Below are 15,947 nucleotides of genomic sequence, written 5' to 3'. Positions count from 1 at the left end.
GTGCTTGATTCAGGAGAAGAAATATGGCGATCGAACGTACCCTTTCCATCATCAAACCCGACGCGGTCGCAAAGAATGTGATCGGCCAGATCTACGCTCGCTTCGAGGGCGCCGGTCTCAAGATCATTGCCGCGCGCATGGCGCACCTCTCGCGCAATGAAGCCGAGCAGTTCTACGCAGTGCACAAGGCCCGCCCGTTCTTCAAGGACCTGGTGGACTTCATGGTCTCCGGCCCGGTGATGATCCAGGTGCTCGAAGGTGAAGGCGCCATCGCCAAGAACCGCGATCTGATGGGCGCGACCGACCCGAAGAAGGCCGAGAAGGGCACCATCCGCGCCGACTTCGCCGACAGCATCGACGCCAATGCCGTGCACGGCTCCGACGCTCCGGAAACGGCCGCCGTCGAAGTGGCGTTCTTCTTCCCCGGCATGAACGTCTACAGCCGCTGAGCGCTGGCCTTGCGCCTCGTGTAGGCGTTGCCTGCCTGAGCGCAAGGAACCACCCCCATGACACCGGCCAACCTGCTCGACTTCGATCTCGACGGATTGGCCGCGTTTTGCGAGAAGCTGGGTGAAAAGCGCTTCCGCGCCACGCAGCTCTTCCGCTGGATTCATCAAAAGGGCGAAGCCGACTTCTCGGCGATGTCCGACCTGGCCAAATCGCTGCGCGACAAGCTCGCCGGCGTGGCAACGGTCATGCCCTTGTCCGTCCTCAGCGAGCAGGCCTCGAGTGACGGCACCATCAAGTGGCTCTTCGACGTGGGCGGTGGTAACGCCGTCGAGAGCGTTTTCATTCCGGAAGACGATCGCGGCACGCTGTGCGTGTCGTCGCAGGCGGGGTGTGCCGTCGGCTGCCGCTTCTGCTCGACCGGCCACCAAGGCTTCAGCCGCAACCTCACCACAGGCGAAATCGTGGCGCAGCTCTGGTTTGCCGAGCACCACCTGCGCAAGCGGCTGAATCTCGCGCCCGGCGAACGTGCCATCACCAACGTGGTGATGATGGGCATGGGCGAGCCGCTGCAGAACTACTCGGCCCTCGTGCCGGCGCTACGGGTGATGCTCGACGACCACGGCTATGGTCTTTCGCGCCGCCGTGTCACGGTGTCCACCTCCGGTGTGGTGCCGATGATCGATCGCCTGCGCGATGACTGCCCGGTGGCGCTTGCCGTGTCGCTGCATGCGCCCGATGACGCGCTGCGCGACAACCTCGTGCCGCTCAACAAGAAGTACCCGATCGCCGAATTGCTCGCTGCCTGCAACCGCTACCTCGACCGTGCGCCTCGCGACTTCATCACCTTCGAGTACTGCATGCTCGACGGGGTGAACGACACGCCGGCCCATGCCGAGGCGCTGGTCGAGATCAGTCGCCGCGTTTCGTGCAAGTTCAACCTGATTCCCTTCAACCCGTTCCCCGAGTCGGGCCTTACCCGTTCGCCGCGCGAGCGTGTCACCGCGTTTGCGCGGGTGCTGCAGGACGCCGGTGTCGTGACCACCGTGCGCAAGACGCGCGGTGACGACATCGCCGCCGCCTGCGGGCAACTCGCAGGCGAAGTGCAGGACCGCACCAACGCCGCCGAGCGCATGACGCGCGCGCCGATCCAGATCCACCGCAAGACCCCTTCGTCCCCACCTCCGGAGAAACATGCATGAGTCTCGGCCGCAGTCGCTTGTGGGTCGCCGCCGCTTGCTGGGTGTCCAGTGCCTGGATCGCGGGTTGTGCCTTGCCGGCGCCGGCTCCGGCGTCAGGTGACACGCCCGATCGCATCACCGCGTCCGACGAAAGCGAGGCCAGCAAACGTGCGCGTGTGCGCCTCGAGCTGGCGAGCGCGTATTTCGGGCGTGGCCAGCACACCACGGCGCTCGACGAGGTGAAGCAGGCCGTGTCGCTGAACCCCAACCTCGGCGAGGCCTACAACCTTCGTGGCCTGATCTACGCCGCGCTAGGCGACGATACGCTGGCGCAGGAAAGCTTCCGGCGCGCATTGCAGATCAACCCCAACGACGGCGACAGCCTGCACAACTACGGCTGGTACCAATGCCAGCAGAAACGCTACGGCGAGGCGCAGGCGATGTTCCAGCAGGCGCTCGGCATCCAGCAATACCAGTCCGCGCCCCGCACGCTGATGATCAGCGGGGTCTGCTACGCCCGCGCCGGCCAGTGGCCTGAGGCGGAGCTGGCCTTGACCAAGGCCTACGAGCGCGATCCCTCGAACCCGGCCACGGCGGTCAACCTTGCCGAAGTGCTGCTGCGCCGGGGCGAAGCGGAGCGGGCGCGCTTCTACATCCGCCGTGTGAACGCGATGCCGAACCAATCCAACGCGCAGACCCTGTGGCTGGCGGCCCGGGTCGAAAACAAGCTCGGCAATCGCCAGGGTGTGAACGACCTTGGCCGTGAGCTGCGCAGCCGCTTCCCGCAGTCGCGCGAAGCTTCGGCCTTCGATCGGGGCTTGTTCAATGAGTGACGCGACGGGCGACACCCCGATCGCCGAACCGACCCCCACACCTGATACCGCCGGCAGCCTTTTGCGGCAGGCGCGTGTCGCCAAGGGGCTGCACATCGCGGCCCTGGCCACGTCCATCAAGGTGGCGCCGCGCAAGCTTGAGTTGCTCGAAGCTGACCGCTACGACGAACTGCCCGGTGCGACCTTCACCCGCGCGCTGGCGCAGACCGTCTGCCGCACGCTCAAGATCGATGCCGCACCCGTGCTGGCCTTGCTGCCACAGCCCGCCGACCAGGGGCTTTCTCAGCTGAGCCGCGGGCTCAACGAGCCGTTCCGCGACAAGCCGGGGCGGCGTGTCCCGAGCGACCTGAGCTTCCTCAAGAGCCCCATCGTCATCGCAGCCGTCGTGCTGGTGGTGGCCAGTGCCGTGATGTACGTGTTGCCGGCCGGCTGGGTGGCCGATTTGGCACAGCAGGCCAGCGGTACGGGGGCGCGCGAAGGCGATGCGGCCTCGGCGCCCACGACCTCCACCGTCGTGACCTTGCCGCCGCCGACCGTTGTCACGGTGGCTCCGGATCCGGTGGCTTCCGCGGTATCGCCTGCATCGGCGCCCGCACCGAGTGCCGAGGCGGCGTCGGTGCCGGCGGTGTTGGCTTCGTCGCCTGTGGTTGCGCCCGCGGCCACGCCGCCCGGTGGCGCGCTGCTGTTGCGCGCAAAGGAGCAGTCGTGGGTCGAGGTGATCGACGGCCGCGGCAATGCCTTGATGTCGCGCCTGCTGGAGGCCGGAGAAACCGTGGGCCTCGACGGGCCTACTCCGCTGCGGGTGAGAATCGGCAACGCCTCGGCCACGCAGGTGTCGTTCCGTGGTCGCCCTGTCGACCTCGCGCCTTCGCGCGACAACGTGGCCAAGCTCGAACTCAGGTGATGTGATGACCCAGGCCCGTCCTGCCCTTGACGATTTCATCGAACCGGCTGCTCCCGTCGTGCGGCGCAATCTGCAGGCGCAGGTGCGCTGGGGTTCGCGCCTGGTCACGATCGGGGGCGACGCACCCGTGCGGGTGCAGTCGATGACCAACACCGACACGGTCGATGCGATCGAGACGGCGATCCAGGTCAAGGAGCTGGCGGTGGCCGGCTCCGAGCTCGTGCGCATCACGGTCAACACGCCGGAAGCTGCCGCGGCCGTGCCGCACATCCGCGACCAGCTCGACCGCATGGGCATCGACGTGCCGCTGGTGGGCGACTTCCACTACAACGGCCATCGCCTGCTCACGGAATATCCGGCGTGTGCCGAGGCCTTGTCCAAGTACCGCATCAACCCGGGCAACGTGGGCAAGGGCGACAAGCGCGACAAGCAGTTCGCCCAGATGGTCGAAGTGGCGGCCAAGTACGACAAGGTCGTGCGCATCGGCGTCAACTGGGGCAGCCTCGACCAGGAGCTGCTCGCGCAGATGATGGACGAGAACGCCAAGCTCGCCGAGCCCTTCGAGCCGCAGCAGATCATGTACCGCGCCATCATCACGTCGGCGATCGAGTCGGCTCGCCGGGCGGAAGAGGTGGGCCTCAGGGCTGAGCAGATCGTGCTGTCGTGCAAGATGTCGGGCGTGCAAGACCTCGTGAGCGTGTACCGCGCGCTCGCCAAGCGTTGCGACTACCCGCTGCACCTCGGCCTCACCGAGGCCGGCATGGGCACCAAGGGCACGGTGGCCTCCACGGCCGCTCTGTCGCTGCTCCTGCAAGAGGGCATCGGCGACACCATCCGTGTCTCGCTCACTCCGCAGCCGGGCGAGGCGCGCACGCAGGAAGTGGTGGTGGCGCTCGAGATCCTGCAGGCGCTCGGCCTGCGCTCGTTCAATCCCAGCGTGACCGCCTGCCCCGGTTGTGGCCGTACCACCAGCACCACCTTCCAGGAACTCGCCAAGCAGATCGACGACTACCTGCGCCTGCAGATGCCGGTGTGGCGTGCGCGGTATCCGGGCGTCGAGAAGATGAAGGTCGCGGTGATGGGTTGCATCGTCAACGGCCCGGGCGAAAGCAAGCATGCCGACATCGGCATCAGCCTGCCCGGCACCGGCGAGGCGCCGGCCGCGCCGGTGTTCATCGACGGCGAGAAGGCGCTCACGCTGCGTGGCGAACGCATCGCCGAAGAATTCCAGGCGCTGGTCGAGAACTACATCGAGAAGCGCTACGGCAGCGCGACTGCCCAGCATTCGACCGCGCCGGCCTGACCGGGCCGCGCGCTCCCGGCGAACGACGCCGTCGCACGCGACGGCCCCCATTTCCCTCATCTTTCGTTAGAGATGGCTGACAAAAAGAACGCCGCCCTGCAGGCCGTGAAGGGCATGAACGACATCCTGCCGCCGTCGGTGCCGCGCACCGAGAAGCTGCCGGATTCCGCCATCTGGGCCTGGTTCGAGACCACGGTGCGCCGTGTGCTGCACAACTACGGCTACCAGTACCTGCTGACGCCCATCGTCGAGCCCACCGCGCTCTTCGTGCGCGGCCTGGGTGAGGTGACCGACATCGTCGAGAAGGAGATGTATTCCTTCACCGATTCGATGAACGGCGACAAGCTCACGCTGCGCCCCGAGGCCACGGCTGGCATCGTGCGGGCGATGGTGGAGCACAACGCGCTCTACAACGGGCCGCTGCGCATCTGGACCATGGGCCCGATGTTCCGCCACGAGCGGCCGCAGAAGGGGCGCTATCGGCAGTTCAACCAGCTCGACGTCGAGGCCCTTGGGTTCGCCGGGCCGGATGTGGATGCCGAGATGATCCTGATGGTGCGCAGCCTCTGGCGCGAACTGGGCCTGGTCGTCGGCCAGCATGTGCGGCTCGAGATCAACAGCCTCGGCCAGCCTGACGAACGCAAGGCTCACCGCGAGGCGCTGATCCGCCACTTCGAGCAGCACGCCGACAAGCTCGATGACGACGGCAAGCGCCGCCTGCACAGCAACCCGCTGCGCATCCTCGACACCAAGAACCCGGCCATGCAGGCGGTGGTCGAAGCGGCGCCCAAGCTGATGGATTTCCTCGGCGACGCCTCACTCGCGCACTTCAATGCCGTGCGTAAGGTGCTCGACGCAGCCGGCCTCGAATACCGCGTCAACACCCGCCTGGTGCGGGGCATGGACTACTACAACCTGACCGTCTTCGAGTGGGTCACCGACCACCTGGGCTCGCAGGGCACGGTGTGCGGTGGTGGCCGCTACGACGGGTTGATCGAACAGCTGGGTGGCAAACCGGCCCCGGCCGTGGGTTTCGGCCTCGGCATCGAGCGACTGCTGCTGCTGTTGCAGGAGCTGGCGGTGCCGGTGCCCAGCAGCGCACCCGTCGCTTACGCCGTGATCCCGAGCGAGGCGACCGTGGCGCGGGCGATGCTCGTGATCGAGGCCCTGCGCAGTGCCGGCGTCTCGGTGCTCATGCACGCCGGGGGCGGCAGCATGAAGAGCCAGTTCAAGCGGGCTGACGCGAGCGGCGCCCGCTTTGCCCTCATCTTCGGCGACGACGAAGTCGCCCGCGGCGAGGTGTCGCTCAAATCCTTGCGCGATGCGGCCGTGCCGCAGCGCGGCCTGCGCCTTGACGACGCCGCCACCTGGGCCGCCGAACTGCTGGCCGCATAATCCCCGACTCTTTTGCAGAAACGTATCCCCTCATGGCCACGCATCTCGACCTCGAAGAACAAGAGCAGCTCGACCAGCTGAAAGCCTTCTGGAAGCAGTACGGCAACCTCATCACCTGGGTGCTGATCCTGGCGCTCGGCGGATACGCGGCCTGGATGGGTTGGAGCAACTGGCAGCGCGATCAGTCGGTCAAGGCCGGCGTGCTGTTCGAAGAGCTCGAGAAGTCCGTGCAGGCGGGGGATGTCGAGAAGACCGTGCGTGTCTTCGGCGACATGAAGGAGCGCTTCGGCCGCACCGGCTACGCGCAACAGAGCGCCTTGCTCACCGCCAAGCTGCAGCATGAGAAGGGGCAGGGCGAAGCGGCGCGTGCCACGCTCGGCTGGGCCGCCGAAAACGCAAGCGAAGACGAATACCGGACCGTGGCCCGCCTGCGCCTGGCCGGCTTGCTGCTCGACGAGAAGAAGTACGACGAAGCGCTGAAGCAGCTCGACGGCGCCACAGGCAAGGAATTTGCCGGCCTGGTCGCCGACCGTCGTGGCGACGTGTTGCTGGCCCAGGGCAAGAAGGATGACGCCAAGGCTGCCTACCTGCAGGCCTGGAAGGCCATTGAGGAGACGGTGGAGTACCGCCGCATCGTCGAAGCCAAGCTGGCCGCCCTGGGCGCGGCACCGGCCGAAACGTCGAAGGCCGCTGCCTTCTCCGGAGCCGGCAAATGACCTTGTGGTCGCGCCGCATCGGCGCCTGGGCCCTGTGCGCAGTTCTCGCGGGGTGTGCCGGTTCCGGCCGACCCGACCCGACCCCGCTGCAACCCCTGGAGGCGAAGGTCTCGGGCAAGCAGGTGTGGAACGAGGACATCGGCAAGGTGACGTTCCCGCTGGCCGTGTCCGTGAACGCGGGCCTCTTCACCGTCGCCGACGACAGTGGCTTGGTGCTCGCCTTGCAGGCCGACACCGGCAAGGAAGTCTGGCGCGCCGAGGTGGGCGACAAGCTGAGCGCCGGTGTGGGCAGCGACGGCCGTTTCACCAGTGTCGTCACGCGCAACAACCAGCTCGTCACGCTGCAGGCTGGCAAGGTGTCGTGGCGCAAGCCGCTGCCGTCCCGCGTGGTGACGGCTCCCTTGGTGGCGGGTGAGCGTGTGTTCGTGGTGGCGGTCGATCGCTCGGTGCATGCCTTCGACGCGCTCGATGGCCGCAAGCTCTGGACCTATCAACGCCCGAGCGATGCTCTCAATCTCGCCGCCGCCAGCGTGCTGATGCCGTTCAGGGACACCCTGGTGGTCGGGCAGGGCGCCAAGCTGGTCGGGCTCGACCCCTTGGCCGGCGCCCCTCGATGGGAAGCGACGCTGGCATCGCCACGCGGCACCAACGAAGTCGAACGTCTGGCGGATGTGGTCGGCCCCGCCGCACGGGTGCGCGACGTGTTCTGCGCGCGTGCATATCAAGCCGCGGTGGCCTGCGTGAACGCCGAGCGCGGCAGCACGGTCTGGTCGCGCAATGCCGGCGGAATCGTCGGTGTTGGCGCCGACGAGCAGATGGTGGTCGGCGTGGACGCGAGCGACCGCGTGAACGCCTGGAAGACGAGCGATGGCACCCCCGCTTGGACCATCGAAAGTCTGCTTTATCGCAGCCTGAGCGCCCCCGTGGTGCTCGGCAAGGCGGTGGTCGTTGGAGACGTGAAGGGCATGGTGCACTGGTTCGCGCGCGACACCGGCGAGGCCGTGCTGCGGCTGCCCACCGACGGCAGCGCCATCCGAAGCACGCCGGCCGCGTCGGGCCTGACGCTGCTGGTGGTCACGACCAACGGCGGGCTGCATGCCTTCCGTCCCGAGTGACCGAACACAGAGCATCCTGACGTCATGAAACCAGTGATTGCGGTGGTGGGCCGCCCGAACGTGGGCAAGTCCACCCTGTTCAACCGCATGACCAAGAGCCGCGACGCGATCGTGGCCGACTATTCCGGGCTGACACGCGACCGGCACTACGGTGACGGCCGCCTGGCCGACCGCGAATACATCGTCGTCGACACCGGGGGCTTCGAGCCCGACAGTTCCACCGGCATCGTCAAGGAAATGGCCAAGCAGACGCGCCAGGCCGTGGCCGAAGCCGATGCGGTGATCTTCGTCGTCGACCTCAGGGCAGGGGTGTCGGCGCAAGACCACGACATCGCGCGCTACCTGCGCACGGCGAACAAGAAGGTCTTCCTCGCCGCCAACAAGGCCGAAGGCATGAGCGATTCGCCTCTGCTGGGCGAGTTGTACGAGTTGGGCATGGGCGAGCCGCACCCGATCTCATCGGCGCACGGCCAGGGCATTCGCAGCCTGCTCGATGCCGTGCTCGCCGATTTCCCGTTCGATGAAGATCACGACGACGAAGAGGGTGCCGGCGAACAAGCGCCGATCCGCTTGGCCGTGGCCGGCCGGCCCAACGTGGGCAAGTCGACCCTCATCAACACCTGGCTCGGCGAGGAGCGCCTCGTTGCCTTCGACATGCCTGGCACGACCCGCGATGCGATCCGCATCCCCTTCGAGCGTCACGGCCAGAAGTTTGAGTTGATCGATACGGCTGGCCTGCGCCGCAAGGGCAAGGTGTTCGAGGCGATCGAGAAGTTCTCAGTGGTCAAGACGCTGCAGGCCATCGCCAGTGCCGATGTGGTGCTGCTGCTGCTCGATGCCACGCAGGGCGTCAGCGAGCAAGACGCCCACATCGCCGGCTACATCCTCGAAAGCGGCCGGGCCGTGGTGCTGGCCGTGAACAAATGGGACGCCATCGACGACTATCAACGCGAAACCCTGGAGCGCTCGATCGCCCAGCGCTTGGCCTTCCTGAAATTCGCGCCAGTGCTGCGCATTTCAGCGCTCAAGCGGCAGGGGCTCGGGCCGCTGTGGCAGGCCATCGCCGACGCCCACGCCTCGGCCACGCGCAAGATGAGCACGCCGGTGTTGACGCGCCTGCTGCATGAGGCGGTGGAATTCCAGACACCCAAGCGCTCGGGGGGCTTCCGCCCGAAGCTGCGCTACGCGCACCAAGGTGGGATGAGCCCGCCGGTGATCGTGATCCACGGCAACTCGCTCGAGCACGTGACCGACGTCTACAAGCGCTTCCTGGAACAACGCTTCCGCGATCATTTCAAGCTGGTCGGCACGCCGCTGCGCATCGAGATGCGCTCGGGCAAGAACCCCTACGCCGATAAAGACTAGGCTCATTGTCGTTAAAGCGGCGCTGCGGTGCAGGGCTGTGTTAACGTGAATGCCTCATCCACTCTACATATCACGGAGCATATCGTGAGCAACAAAGGGCAGCTTCTACAAGACCCGTTTTTGAACCTGCTTCGCAAGGAGCACGTTCCGGTGTCGATCTACCTTGTGAACGGCATCAAACTCCAGGGCCATATCGAGTCTTTCGACCAGTATGTGGTGCTGTTGCGCAATACCGTGACGCAGATGGTCTACAAGCACGCGATCTCCACCGTTGTGCCAGGCCGAGCGGTGAACTTCCACGCCGCAGAGGCTCCGGAGCAGACCTGAGTTCCGGGCTGCGCCCGCCCAGGCGGACCTCACCTTGACAGCAGCGGCACCAACCGCCGCCTCGGCGGCGGGAGATTCCCCTCGCGCCATCCTGGTGGGTGTCGACCTTGGCGGTCGTTCCCATTTCGACGAGACGCTCGACGAGCTGGCTTTGCTCGCCGAATCGGCGGGTGACGTGCCGGTCGCGCGGGTGATCGCCAAGCGCAAGGCACCGGACCCGGCGCTCTTCGTCGGTTCGGGCAAGGCCGACGAGATCAAGGCTCTCGTCGAAGGGCACAAGGCCGAGGCCGTGCTGTTCGACCAGGCCTTGTCGCCCGCGCAACAGCGCAACCTCGAGCGCCACCTGGGCGTGGCCGTGGCCGACCGCACGATGCTGATCCTCGAGATCTTTGGCGCGCGGGCGCAGAGTCACGAAGGCAAGCTCCAGGTCGAGCTGGCTCGGTTGCAATACCTGTCGACGCGGCTTGTGCGCCGCTGGAGCCACCTGGAGCGCCAGCGGGGTGGCATCGGCACCCGTGGCGGCCCCGGCGAAGCCCAGATCGAACTTGACCGCCGCATGATCGGCGAGCGCATCAAGTCCGTGAAGGAGCGCTTGGTCAAGGTAAAGCGCCAGCGTGGTACCCAGCGGCGCTCGCGCGAGCGCAGCGGCACCTTCCGCGTTTCGCTCGTCGGCTACACCAACGCCGGCAAGTCGACCTTGTTCAACGCGCTGGTGAAGGCGCGTGCCTATGCCGCCGACCAGCTGTTCGCTACCCTCGACACGACGACCCGCCAGTTCTACCTGGAAGACATTGACACCACTGCGTCGCTGTCGGACACGGTCGGCTTCATCCGCGATCTGCCGCACAAGCTCGTCGAAGCCTTCGAGGCCACGTTGCAGGAAGCGGCCGATGCCGACCTGCTGCTGCACGTGGTCGATGCCGCGAGCCCGGTGCTCGACGAGCAGATGACCGAGGTCCAGCGCGTGTTGCAGGACATCGGTGCAGACACCATTCCGCAGATCCTCGTCTACAACAAACTCGATAATCTTGCCGAATCGCAGCGGCCCCATGCCTTGAGCGACGTGATCGAGCGTGACGGCGGGGTGCGGGTCCCCCGCGTTTTCGTGAGTGCGCTGAACGGCACCGGGCTGCCCGAGCTGCGGCGGCTGATCTCTGCCGCAGTGACGGAAGGCCGACGCCCCGGCTTGAACTTCCACGAGGCGGCGGCGTCAGATTCCACCGAACCCGAGCCCCGGCATGAGACCGAGGCCGAAGACAACCCCAGAGCGACCCGACGACAACTCTGAACCTGTCATGACCATGAGCGCTACTTCTTCTTTCTCCGGCGACCAGCCCGTGCACCTGCGCGAGGTGGCCGCTGCGGCCCGTGCCCTCTTGACCGGGGCGTGGCACACGGTGCGTGGGCGATTCGGCCGCCGCCCCGAGCTGGTGCTCAACAACGGCGGGCGAGGCGATGGGCCGCCCGACCTCGATGAACTCTGGCGCGATTTCAATCGCAAGTTGAGTGGCCTCTTCGGCGGCAAGCAGCGCTCGAACGGCACGGGTAACGGCGGCCCCAACTTCCAGCCCGACATGCGCGGCACTGGCATCGGCATCAGCCTCGTGGCGGGCCTCGTGGTGCTGGTGTGGGCCGCCAGCGGCTTCTTCATCGTGCAAGAAGGCCAGCAGGCCGTGGTGACCTCGTTCGGCAAGTACAGCCACACGGTGGACGCCGGCTTCAATTGGCGCTTCCCGTACCCGTTCCAGGCGAACGAGGTCGTGGCCGTCACGCAGCTTCGCTCGGTGGAAGTGGGGCGCAGCGCCGTGGTGCAGGCCACGGGCCTGCGCGAATCGTCGATGCTCACGAAAGACGAGAACATCGTCGACATCCGTTTCACCGTGCAATACCGGCTGAAGGACGCACGCGCCTACCTGTTCGAAAACGCCAAGCCCGATGAGGCGGTGATCCAGGCTGCCGAGTCGGCCGTGCGCGAGATCGTGGGCAAGAGCAACATGGACCAGGTGCTCTACGAGCAGCGTGACGAGATCTCGTCGCAGCTGATGGCCCTGCTGCAGGCCCAGCTTGACCGGCTCAATACCGGCATCCTGGTGGTCAACGTCAACGTTGGCAGCGTGCAGGCGCCCGAGCAGGTGCAGGCCGCTTTCGACGACGCCTTCCGTGCCGGCGCTGACCGCGAAAAGGCTAAGAACGAAGGCCAGGCGTATGCCAACGACGTGATCCCGAAGGCCCGCGGCAGTGCGGCCCGCCTCCATGAAGAGGCCGAAGCCTACAAGGCTCGCGTGATTGCACGTGCCGAGGGTGACGCGCAGCGTTTCAGTCGCGTGTTGTCCGAATACCAGAAGGCTCCCTCCGTCACGCGTGACCGCATCTACATCGACACCATGCGCGACATCTATGCCGGTGTGAGCAAGGTGATGGTCGATGGTCGCAACAACTCGAACCTGCTGTACCTGCCGCTGGACAAGCTGATCCAGCAATCCGCAGCGCCCTCGTCGGCGCAGCCGGCCACCACCTCGCCGGCCGACACCGGGTCGTCGACGTCTGCACCCGGCAGCGCGGCAGACGCGCGCCTGCGTGACGGGCAGCGAAGCCGCGACCGCGACGCACGTTGAATCAGGGCAGAAAGCACAAGACCATGAATCGAATCGGAACCTTCGCCATCGGCTTCATCGTGCTGCTGATGCTGGTGTATTCCACGCTCTTCATCGTGGACCAGAAGCAGTTTGCCGTCGTCTATGCCCTGGGCGAGATCAAGGAAGTCATCACCGAGCCAGGACTCAAGTTCAAGCAGCCGCCTCCGCTGCAGAACGTCGTCTTCCTTGACCGCCGGGTGCAGACGCTCGACAGCCCCGAGACCCGCCCCATCTTCACCGCCGAGAAGAAGAGCCTCGTGATCGACTGGCTCGTCAAGTGGCGCGTGACCGAGCCGCGCCAGTTCATCCGCAACAGCGGCACCGACATGCGCAACGTCGAGGCACGCTTGAGCCCGATCGTGCAAGGCGCCTTCAACGAGGAAGTCACCAAGCGCACGGTGCAGGCCATGCTCTCCACCGACCGCGACAACGTGATGCAGGGCGTGCGAACGCGCCTCGCCGACGAAGCCAAGAGCTTCGGCATCGAGATCATCGACGTGCGCATCAAGCGCGTGGACTTCTCCGCCAACATCACCGGCTCGGTCTATGGCCGCATGGAGTCGGAGCGCAAGCGCGTGGCGAACCAGCTGCGCTCCACGGGCGCGGCCGAGGCGGAAAAGATCCGTGCCGACGCGGAGCGCCAGCGCGAAGTGATCCTGGCCGAGGCCTACCGCGATGCACAGACGATCAAGGGTGAGGGCGATGCGAAGGCGTCGGCGATCTACGCCGAGGCGTTTGGCCGCGACCCGCAGTTTGCCAAGTTCTACCGCAGCCTCGAGGCCTATCGGGCAAGCTTCCAGAACCGTTCCGACGTGATGGTGGTCGACCCGTCGAGCGAGTTCTTCCGCGCGATGCGGGGTGAGATGGGTGGAGCATCGGTCTCCGGCAAGAAGAAGAGCGAGTAGGGCGGGCGTCCGCCATGTCGGATCTGCTGCTCAGCGCCCTGGCCCTGATGCTGGTGGTGGAGGGCCTGTTGCCGTTCCTGAGCCCGGGGGCGTGGCGGCAGGTCTTTCAGCGGGCCTTGCAGCTCTCGGACGGGCAGCTCCGCTTCCTTGGCCTCACCAGCATGGTCCTGGGGCTGATCGCCCTGCTGCTGATCTGGCCCTGACGCCGCGCGGTAACAGCAGCCGGCCGGGCTCAGCCGGCCGGTACAATCTTGTTTTTAATCCCCCGGTCATTTCACATGTCGTCTGCTTGGCTGCTGCCCGAGCACATTGCTGACGTCCTGCCCGCGCAGGCCAGACGCATCGAGGAACTCCGTCGCGACCTGCTCGACGGCGCTCGCGGCTACGGGTTCGAACTCGTCATGCCGCCGCTGCTGGAGCACCTCGAGTCGCTGTTGTCCGGTGCCGGCCGCGAACTGGACCTCAAGACCTTCAAGCTCGTCGACCAATTGAGTGGCCGCACCTTGGGTGTACGTGCCGACACGACCTCGCAGGTCGCCCGCATCGACGCACATCTGCTCAATCGCCAGGGCGTGACGCGCCTTTGCTACTGCGGGCCGGTGCTGCACACCCGGCCTGATGGCCTGCATGGCACACGAGAACCGCTGCAATTTGGCGCTGAGATCTACGGCCATGCCGGCTTGGAGGCCGACCTGGAAGTGCAGGAACTGGCGCTCGATGCGCTGCGCCGCGCCGGCATCACCCAGCTGACGCTCGACATGGGCGATGCACGCATCGTGCGCGGTGTGTTGGCCGGGCTGTCGCTCGACTCATCGGTGCTCGGGCAGGTCTACGCGGCACTCGCCGCGAAGGACCAGGCGGCAATGGAGGCTGCCTCGGCAACCTTGCCGGCTTCGGCACGTCAGGGGCTGGGTGCGCTGCTCAGGCTCTATGGGGGCCAAGACGTGCTGCAGGCTGCACGCCAGGAATTGCCAGCGCACCCGCTGATCCATGCTGCGCTCGACGACCTGGGCTGGCTCGCGCAGCACCTGCGACAGGCATATCCAGATGTGCGCATCGGCTTCGACTTGGCCGACCACAGCGGCTACGCGTACTACAGCGGCGCCCGCTTCGCGATCTACGCGGCCGGCACCAGCGATGCGCTGGTGCGAGGTGGGCGTTACGACGAGGTGGGGGCTGTCTTCGGCCGCAATCGCCCGGCGGCCGGCTTCAGCATGGACCTGAAGCAACTGGTGGCAGTGGCGCCTGTGCGCTCCATGCGCCCGGCCATTCGTGCGCCCTGGGGCGAGCAGCCGGAGCTGCGCGCTGCCGTGCGTGCCTTGCGTGAGCAGGGCGAGTCGGTGGTCTGCATCCTGCCGGGGCACGAGCATGAAGGCGAAGAATTCGCCTGCGACCGTGAACTTGCCCTAGTCCAGGGCCAATGGCTCGTGCGCGCGCTCTGACGCTGCAGCACATTCATTCTTCAAGCAAACCGGATTCAGCAATGCAACAGAAGCGCAGCGGCCACAACGTGGTCGTCGTGGGCACCCAGTGGGGTGACGAAGGCAAGGGCAAGGTCGTCGACTGGCTGACCGACCACGCGCAGGCGGTGGTGCGCTTCCAGGGCGGCCACAACGCCGGCCACACGCTCGTCATCAAGGGCGTGAAGACGGCGCTGCAGCTGATCCCGTCGGGGATCATGCGCGACGGCGTGAAGTGCTTCATCGGCAACGGCGTGGTGGTCGACCCGAGCCACCTCCTGAGCGAGATCGAGCGCCTGGAGGCCATCGGCCTCGACGTGCGCTCGCGCCTGTACATCAGCGAGTCATGCCCGCTGATCCTGCCGTTCCATGTGGAAGTGGACCGTGCGCGCGAGGCGCTGCGCGAGACCAGTGGCGCCGGCAAGATCGGCACCACTGGCAAGGGCATCGGGCCGGCCTACGAAGACAAGGTTGCACGCCGCGCGATGCGCGTGCAGGACCTCAAGCACCCCGAGCGCTTTGCGAAGAAGCTGCGCGAACTGCTCGAGTTGCACAACTTCGCGCTTAGCGGGTACCTCAAGTCGAAGCCGCTCGAGTTCCAGCCGATCTTCGACCATGCGATGAAGGTTGCCGAGGCGCTGAAGCCGATGCTGGCCGACGTGGGCTATCAGCTCTACACCGCGAGCCAGAAGGGCGACAACATCCTCTTCGAAGGCGCACAGGGCACGCTGCTCGATATCGACCACGGCACCTACCCGTATGTGACCTCGAGCAATTGCGTGGCGGGCAACGCCGCCGCCGGCGCCGGCGTGGGCCCGGACATGCTGCACTACGTGCTCGGCATCACCAAGGCCTACACCACGCGCGTGGGCAGCGGCCCATTCCCGACCGAGCTCGAGTGGGACACGCCGGGCACCGTCGGCAACCACCTCTCCGTCGTCGGCCAGGAGCGTGGCACGGTGACCGGGCGTCCGCGCCGCTGTGGCTGGCTCGACGCCGCGCTGCTCAAGCGCTCGATCATCATCAACGGCATCTCCGGCCTGTGCATCACCAAGCTCGACGTGCTCGACGGCCTGGCCGAGATCAAGGTCTGCGTGGGCTACGACCTCAACGGCAAGCGCCTCGACATCCTGCCGCTCGATGCCGACGAGATCGACGCTTGCGTGCCCATCTACGACACCTTCCCGGGCTGGACCGAGAAGACCGCGGGCATCACGCAGTGGGATCAGCTGCCGCTGAACGCGCGCCGCTACCTCGAACGTGTGCAGGAATTCATCGGTGCGCCGATCGACATGGTCTCCACCGGCCCCGACCGTGACCACACCATCCTGTTGCGCCATCCCTATCAGGCTTGAGGCAG

General features: G+C 66.4%; 16 protein-coding genes. All 16 read left to right on the top strand.

Annotation, left to right across the window (positions count from 1 at the left end; translation table 11 throughout):
- Positions 1-23 precede the first annotated feature (23 nt).
- Positions 24-449 (top strand): nucleoside-diphosphate kinase, encoded by a 426-nt coding sequence (gene ndk / locus KF892_04780; GenBank protein ID MBX3624307.1) that lies wholly within the window; start codon positions 24-26, stop codon positions 447-449.
- Positions 450-506: 57 nt separating this feature from the next.
- Entirely contained in the window at positions 507-1,649 is a 1,143-nt protein-coding gene (rlmN, locus tag KF892_04775) for a 23S rRNA (adenine(2503)-C(2))-methyltransferase RlmN (GenBank protein ID MBX3624306.1), read from the top strand.
- On the top strand, positions 1,646-2,461 hold the full coding sequence (gene pilW / locus KF892_04770; GenBank protein ID MBX3624305.1) for a type IV pilus biogenesis/stability protein PilW: 816 nt from the start codon (positions 1,646-1,648) through the stop codon (positions 2,459-2,461). The genes rlmN and pilW overlap by 4 nt, the downstream gene beginning before the upstream one ends.
- Entirely contained in the window at positions 2,454-3,365 is a 912-nt protein-coding gene (locus tag KF892_04765; protein ID MBX3624304.1) for a helix-turn-helix domain-containing protein, read from the top strand. The genes pilW and KF892_04765 overlap by 8 nt, the downstream gene beginning before the upstream one ends.
- Positions 3,366-3,369: 4 nt before the next feature.
- Positions 3,370-4,668, top strand: coding sequence for a flavodoxin-dependent (E)-4-hydroxy-3-methylbut-2-enyl-diphosphate synthase (ispG, locus tag KF892_04760; protein ID MBX3624303.1), 1,299 nt, complete (start codon positions 3,370-3,372; stop codon positions 4,666-4,668).
- 72 nt (positions 4,669-4,740) lie between these two features.
- Positions 4,741-6,063, top strand: a complete 1,323-nt coding sequence (gene hisS, locus KF892_04755; GenBank protein ID MBX3624302.1) for a histidine--tRNA ligase — start codon at positions 4,741-4,743, stop codon at positions 6,061-6,063.
- A gap of 32 nt (positions 6,064-6,095) precedes the next feature.
- Positions 6,096-6,779, top strand: coding sequence for a tetratricopeptide repeat protein (locus KF892_04750; GenBank protein ID MBX3624301.1), 684 nt, complete (start codon positions 6,096-6,098; stop codon positions 6,777-6,779).
- On the top strand, positions 6,776-7,894 hold the full coding sequence (gene bamB / locus KF892_04745) for an outer membrane protein assembly factor BamB (GenBank protein MBX3624300.1): 1,119 nt from the start codon (positions 6,776-6,778) through the stop codon (positions 7,892-7,894). Before KF892_04750 ends, bamB begins: the two co-directional genes overlap by 4 nt.
- Positions 7,895-7,918: 24 nt before the next feature.
- Positions 7,919-9,259, top strand: coding sequence for a ribosome biogenesis GTPase Der (gene der / locus KF892_04740; protein MBX3624299.1), 1,341 nt, complete (start codon positions 7,919-7,921; stop codon positions 9,257-9,259).
- An 84-nt stretch (positions 9,260-9,343) separates the two neighbouring features.
- Complete coding sequence (gene hfq / locus KF892_04735; GenBank protein ID MBX3624298.1) at positions 9,344-9,586, top strand: RNA chaperone Hfq; 243 nt, start codon at positions 9,344-9,346, stop codon at positions 9,584-9,586.
- A gap of 88 nt (positions 9,587-9,674) precedes the next feature.
- Entirely contained in the window at positions 9,675-10,874 is a 1,200-nt protein-coding gene (hflX, locus tag KF892_04730) for a GTPase HflX (GenBank protein MBX3624297.1), read from the top strand.
- Positions 10,875-10,887: 13 nt separating this feature from the next.
- Positions 10,888-12,201: an FtsH protease activity modulator HflK gene (gene hflK / locus KF892_04725; protein MBX3624296.1), complete on the top strand. Its 1,314-nt coding sequence runs from the start codon at positions 10,888-10,890 to the stop codon at positions 12,199-12,201.
- Positions 12,202-12,224: 23 nt separating this feature from the next.
- Positions 12,225-13,127, top strand: coding sequence for a protease modulator HflC (gene hflC / locus KF892_04720; protein MBX3624295.1), 903 nt, complete (start codon positions 12,225-12,227; stop codon positions 13,125-13,127).
- A 14-nt stretch (positions 13,128-13,141) separates the two neighbouring features.
- Positions 13,142-13,330 (top strand): DUF2065 domain-containing protein, encoded by a 189-nt coding sequence (locus KF892_04715; protein MBX3624294.1) that lies wholly within the window; start codon positions 13,142-13,144, stop codon positions 13,328-13,330.
- Positions 13,331-13,405: 75 nt separating this feature from the next.
- Positions 13,406-14,569: an ATP phosphoribosyltransferase regulatory subunit gene (locus KF892_04710; protein ID MBX3624293.1), complete on the top strand. Its 1,164-nt coding sequence runs from the start codon at positions 13,406-13,408 to the stop codon at positions 14,567-14,569.
- Positions 14,570-14,610: 41 nt separating this feature from the next.
- Positions 14,611-15,942, top strand: a complete 1,332-nt coding sequence (locus KF892_04705; GenBank protein MBX3624292.1) for an adenylosuccinate synthase — start codon at positions 14,611-14,613, stop codon at positions 15,940-15,942.
- The last annotated feature ends 5 nt before the right edge of the window (positions 15,943-15,947 follow it).

It is taken from the genome of Rhizobacter sp. (genome assembly GCA_019635355.1).
Classification (GTDB): Bacteria; Pseudomonadota; Gammaproteobacteria; order Burkholderiales; family Burkholderiaceae_C; genus Rhizobacter.
This window is presented reverse-complemented; position numbering and strand designations above follow the sequence as displayed.

Bases quoted from the DNA above. Each gene is read 5' to 3' on its own strand.
- KF892_04705 (MBX3624292.1), top strand. From the start codon at position 14,611: ATGCAACAGAAGCGCAGCGGCCACAACGTGGTCGTCGTGGGCACCCAG.
- KF892_04710 (MBX3624293.1), top strand. From the start codon at position 13,406: ATGTCGTCTGCTTGGCTGCTGCCCGAGCACATTGCTGACGTCCTGCCC.
- hisS (MBX3624302.1), top strand. From the start codon at position 4,741: ATGGCTGACAAAAAGAACGCCGCCCTGCAGGCCGTGAAGGGCATGAAC.
- hflC (MBX3624295.1), top strand. From the start codon at position 12,225: ATGAATCGAATCGGAACCTTCGCCATCGGCTTCATCGTGCTGCTGATG.
- ispG (MBX3624303.1), top strand. From the start codon at position 3,370: ATGACCCAGGCCCGTCCTGCCCTTGACGATTTCATCGAACCGGCTGCT.
- pilW (MBX3624305.1), top strand. From the start codon at position 1,646: ATGAGTCTCGGCCGCAGTCGCTTGTGGGTCGCCGCCGCTTGCTGGGTG.
- hflK (MBX3624296.1), top strand. From the start codon at position 10,888: ATGAGCGCTACTTCTTCTTTCTCCGGCGACCAGCCCGTGCACCTGCGC.
- ndk (MBX3624307.1), top strand. From the start codon at position 24: ATGGCGATCGAACGTACCCTTTCCATCATCAAACCCGACGCGGTCGCA.
- bamB (MBX3624300.1), top strand. From the start codon at position 6,776: ATGACCTTGTGGTCGCGCCGCATCGGCGCCTGGGCCCTGTGCGCAGTT.
- KF892_04715 (MBX3624294.1), top strand. From the start codon at position 13,142: ATGTCGGATCTGCTGCTCAGCGCCCTGGCCCTGATGCTGGTGGTGGAG.
- rlmN (MBX3624306.1), top strand. From the start codon at position 507: ATGACACCGGCCAACCTGCTCGACTTCGATCTCGACGGATTGGCCGCG.
- der (MBX3624299.1), top strand. From the start codon at position 7,919: ATGAAACCAGTGATTGCGGTGGTGGGCCGCCCGAACGTGGGCAAGTCC.
- KF892_04765 (MBX3624304.1), top strand. From the start codon at position 2,454: ATGAGTGACGCGACGGGCGACACCCCGATCGCCGAACCGACCCCCACA.
- KF892_04750 (MBX3624301.1), top strand. From the start codon at position 6,096: ATGGCCACGCATCTCGACCTCGAAGAACAAGAGCAGCTCGACCAGCTG.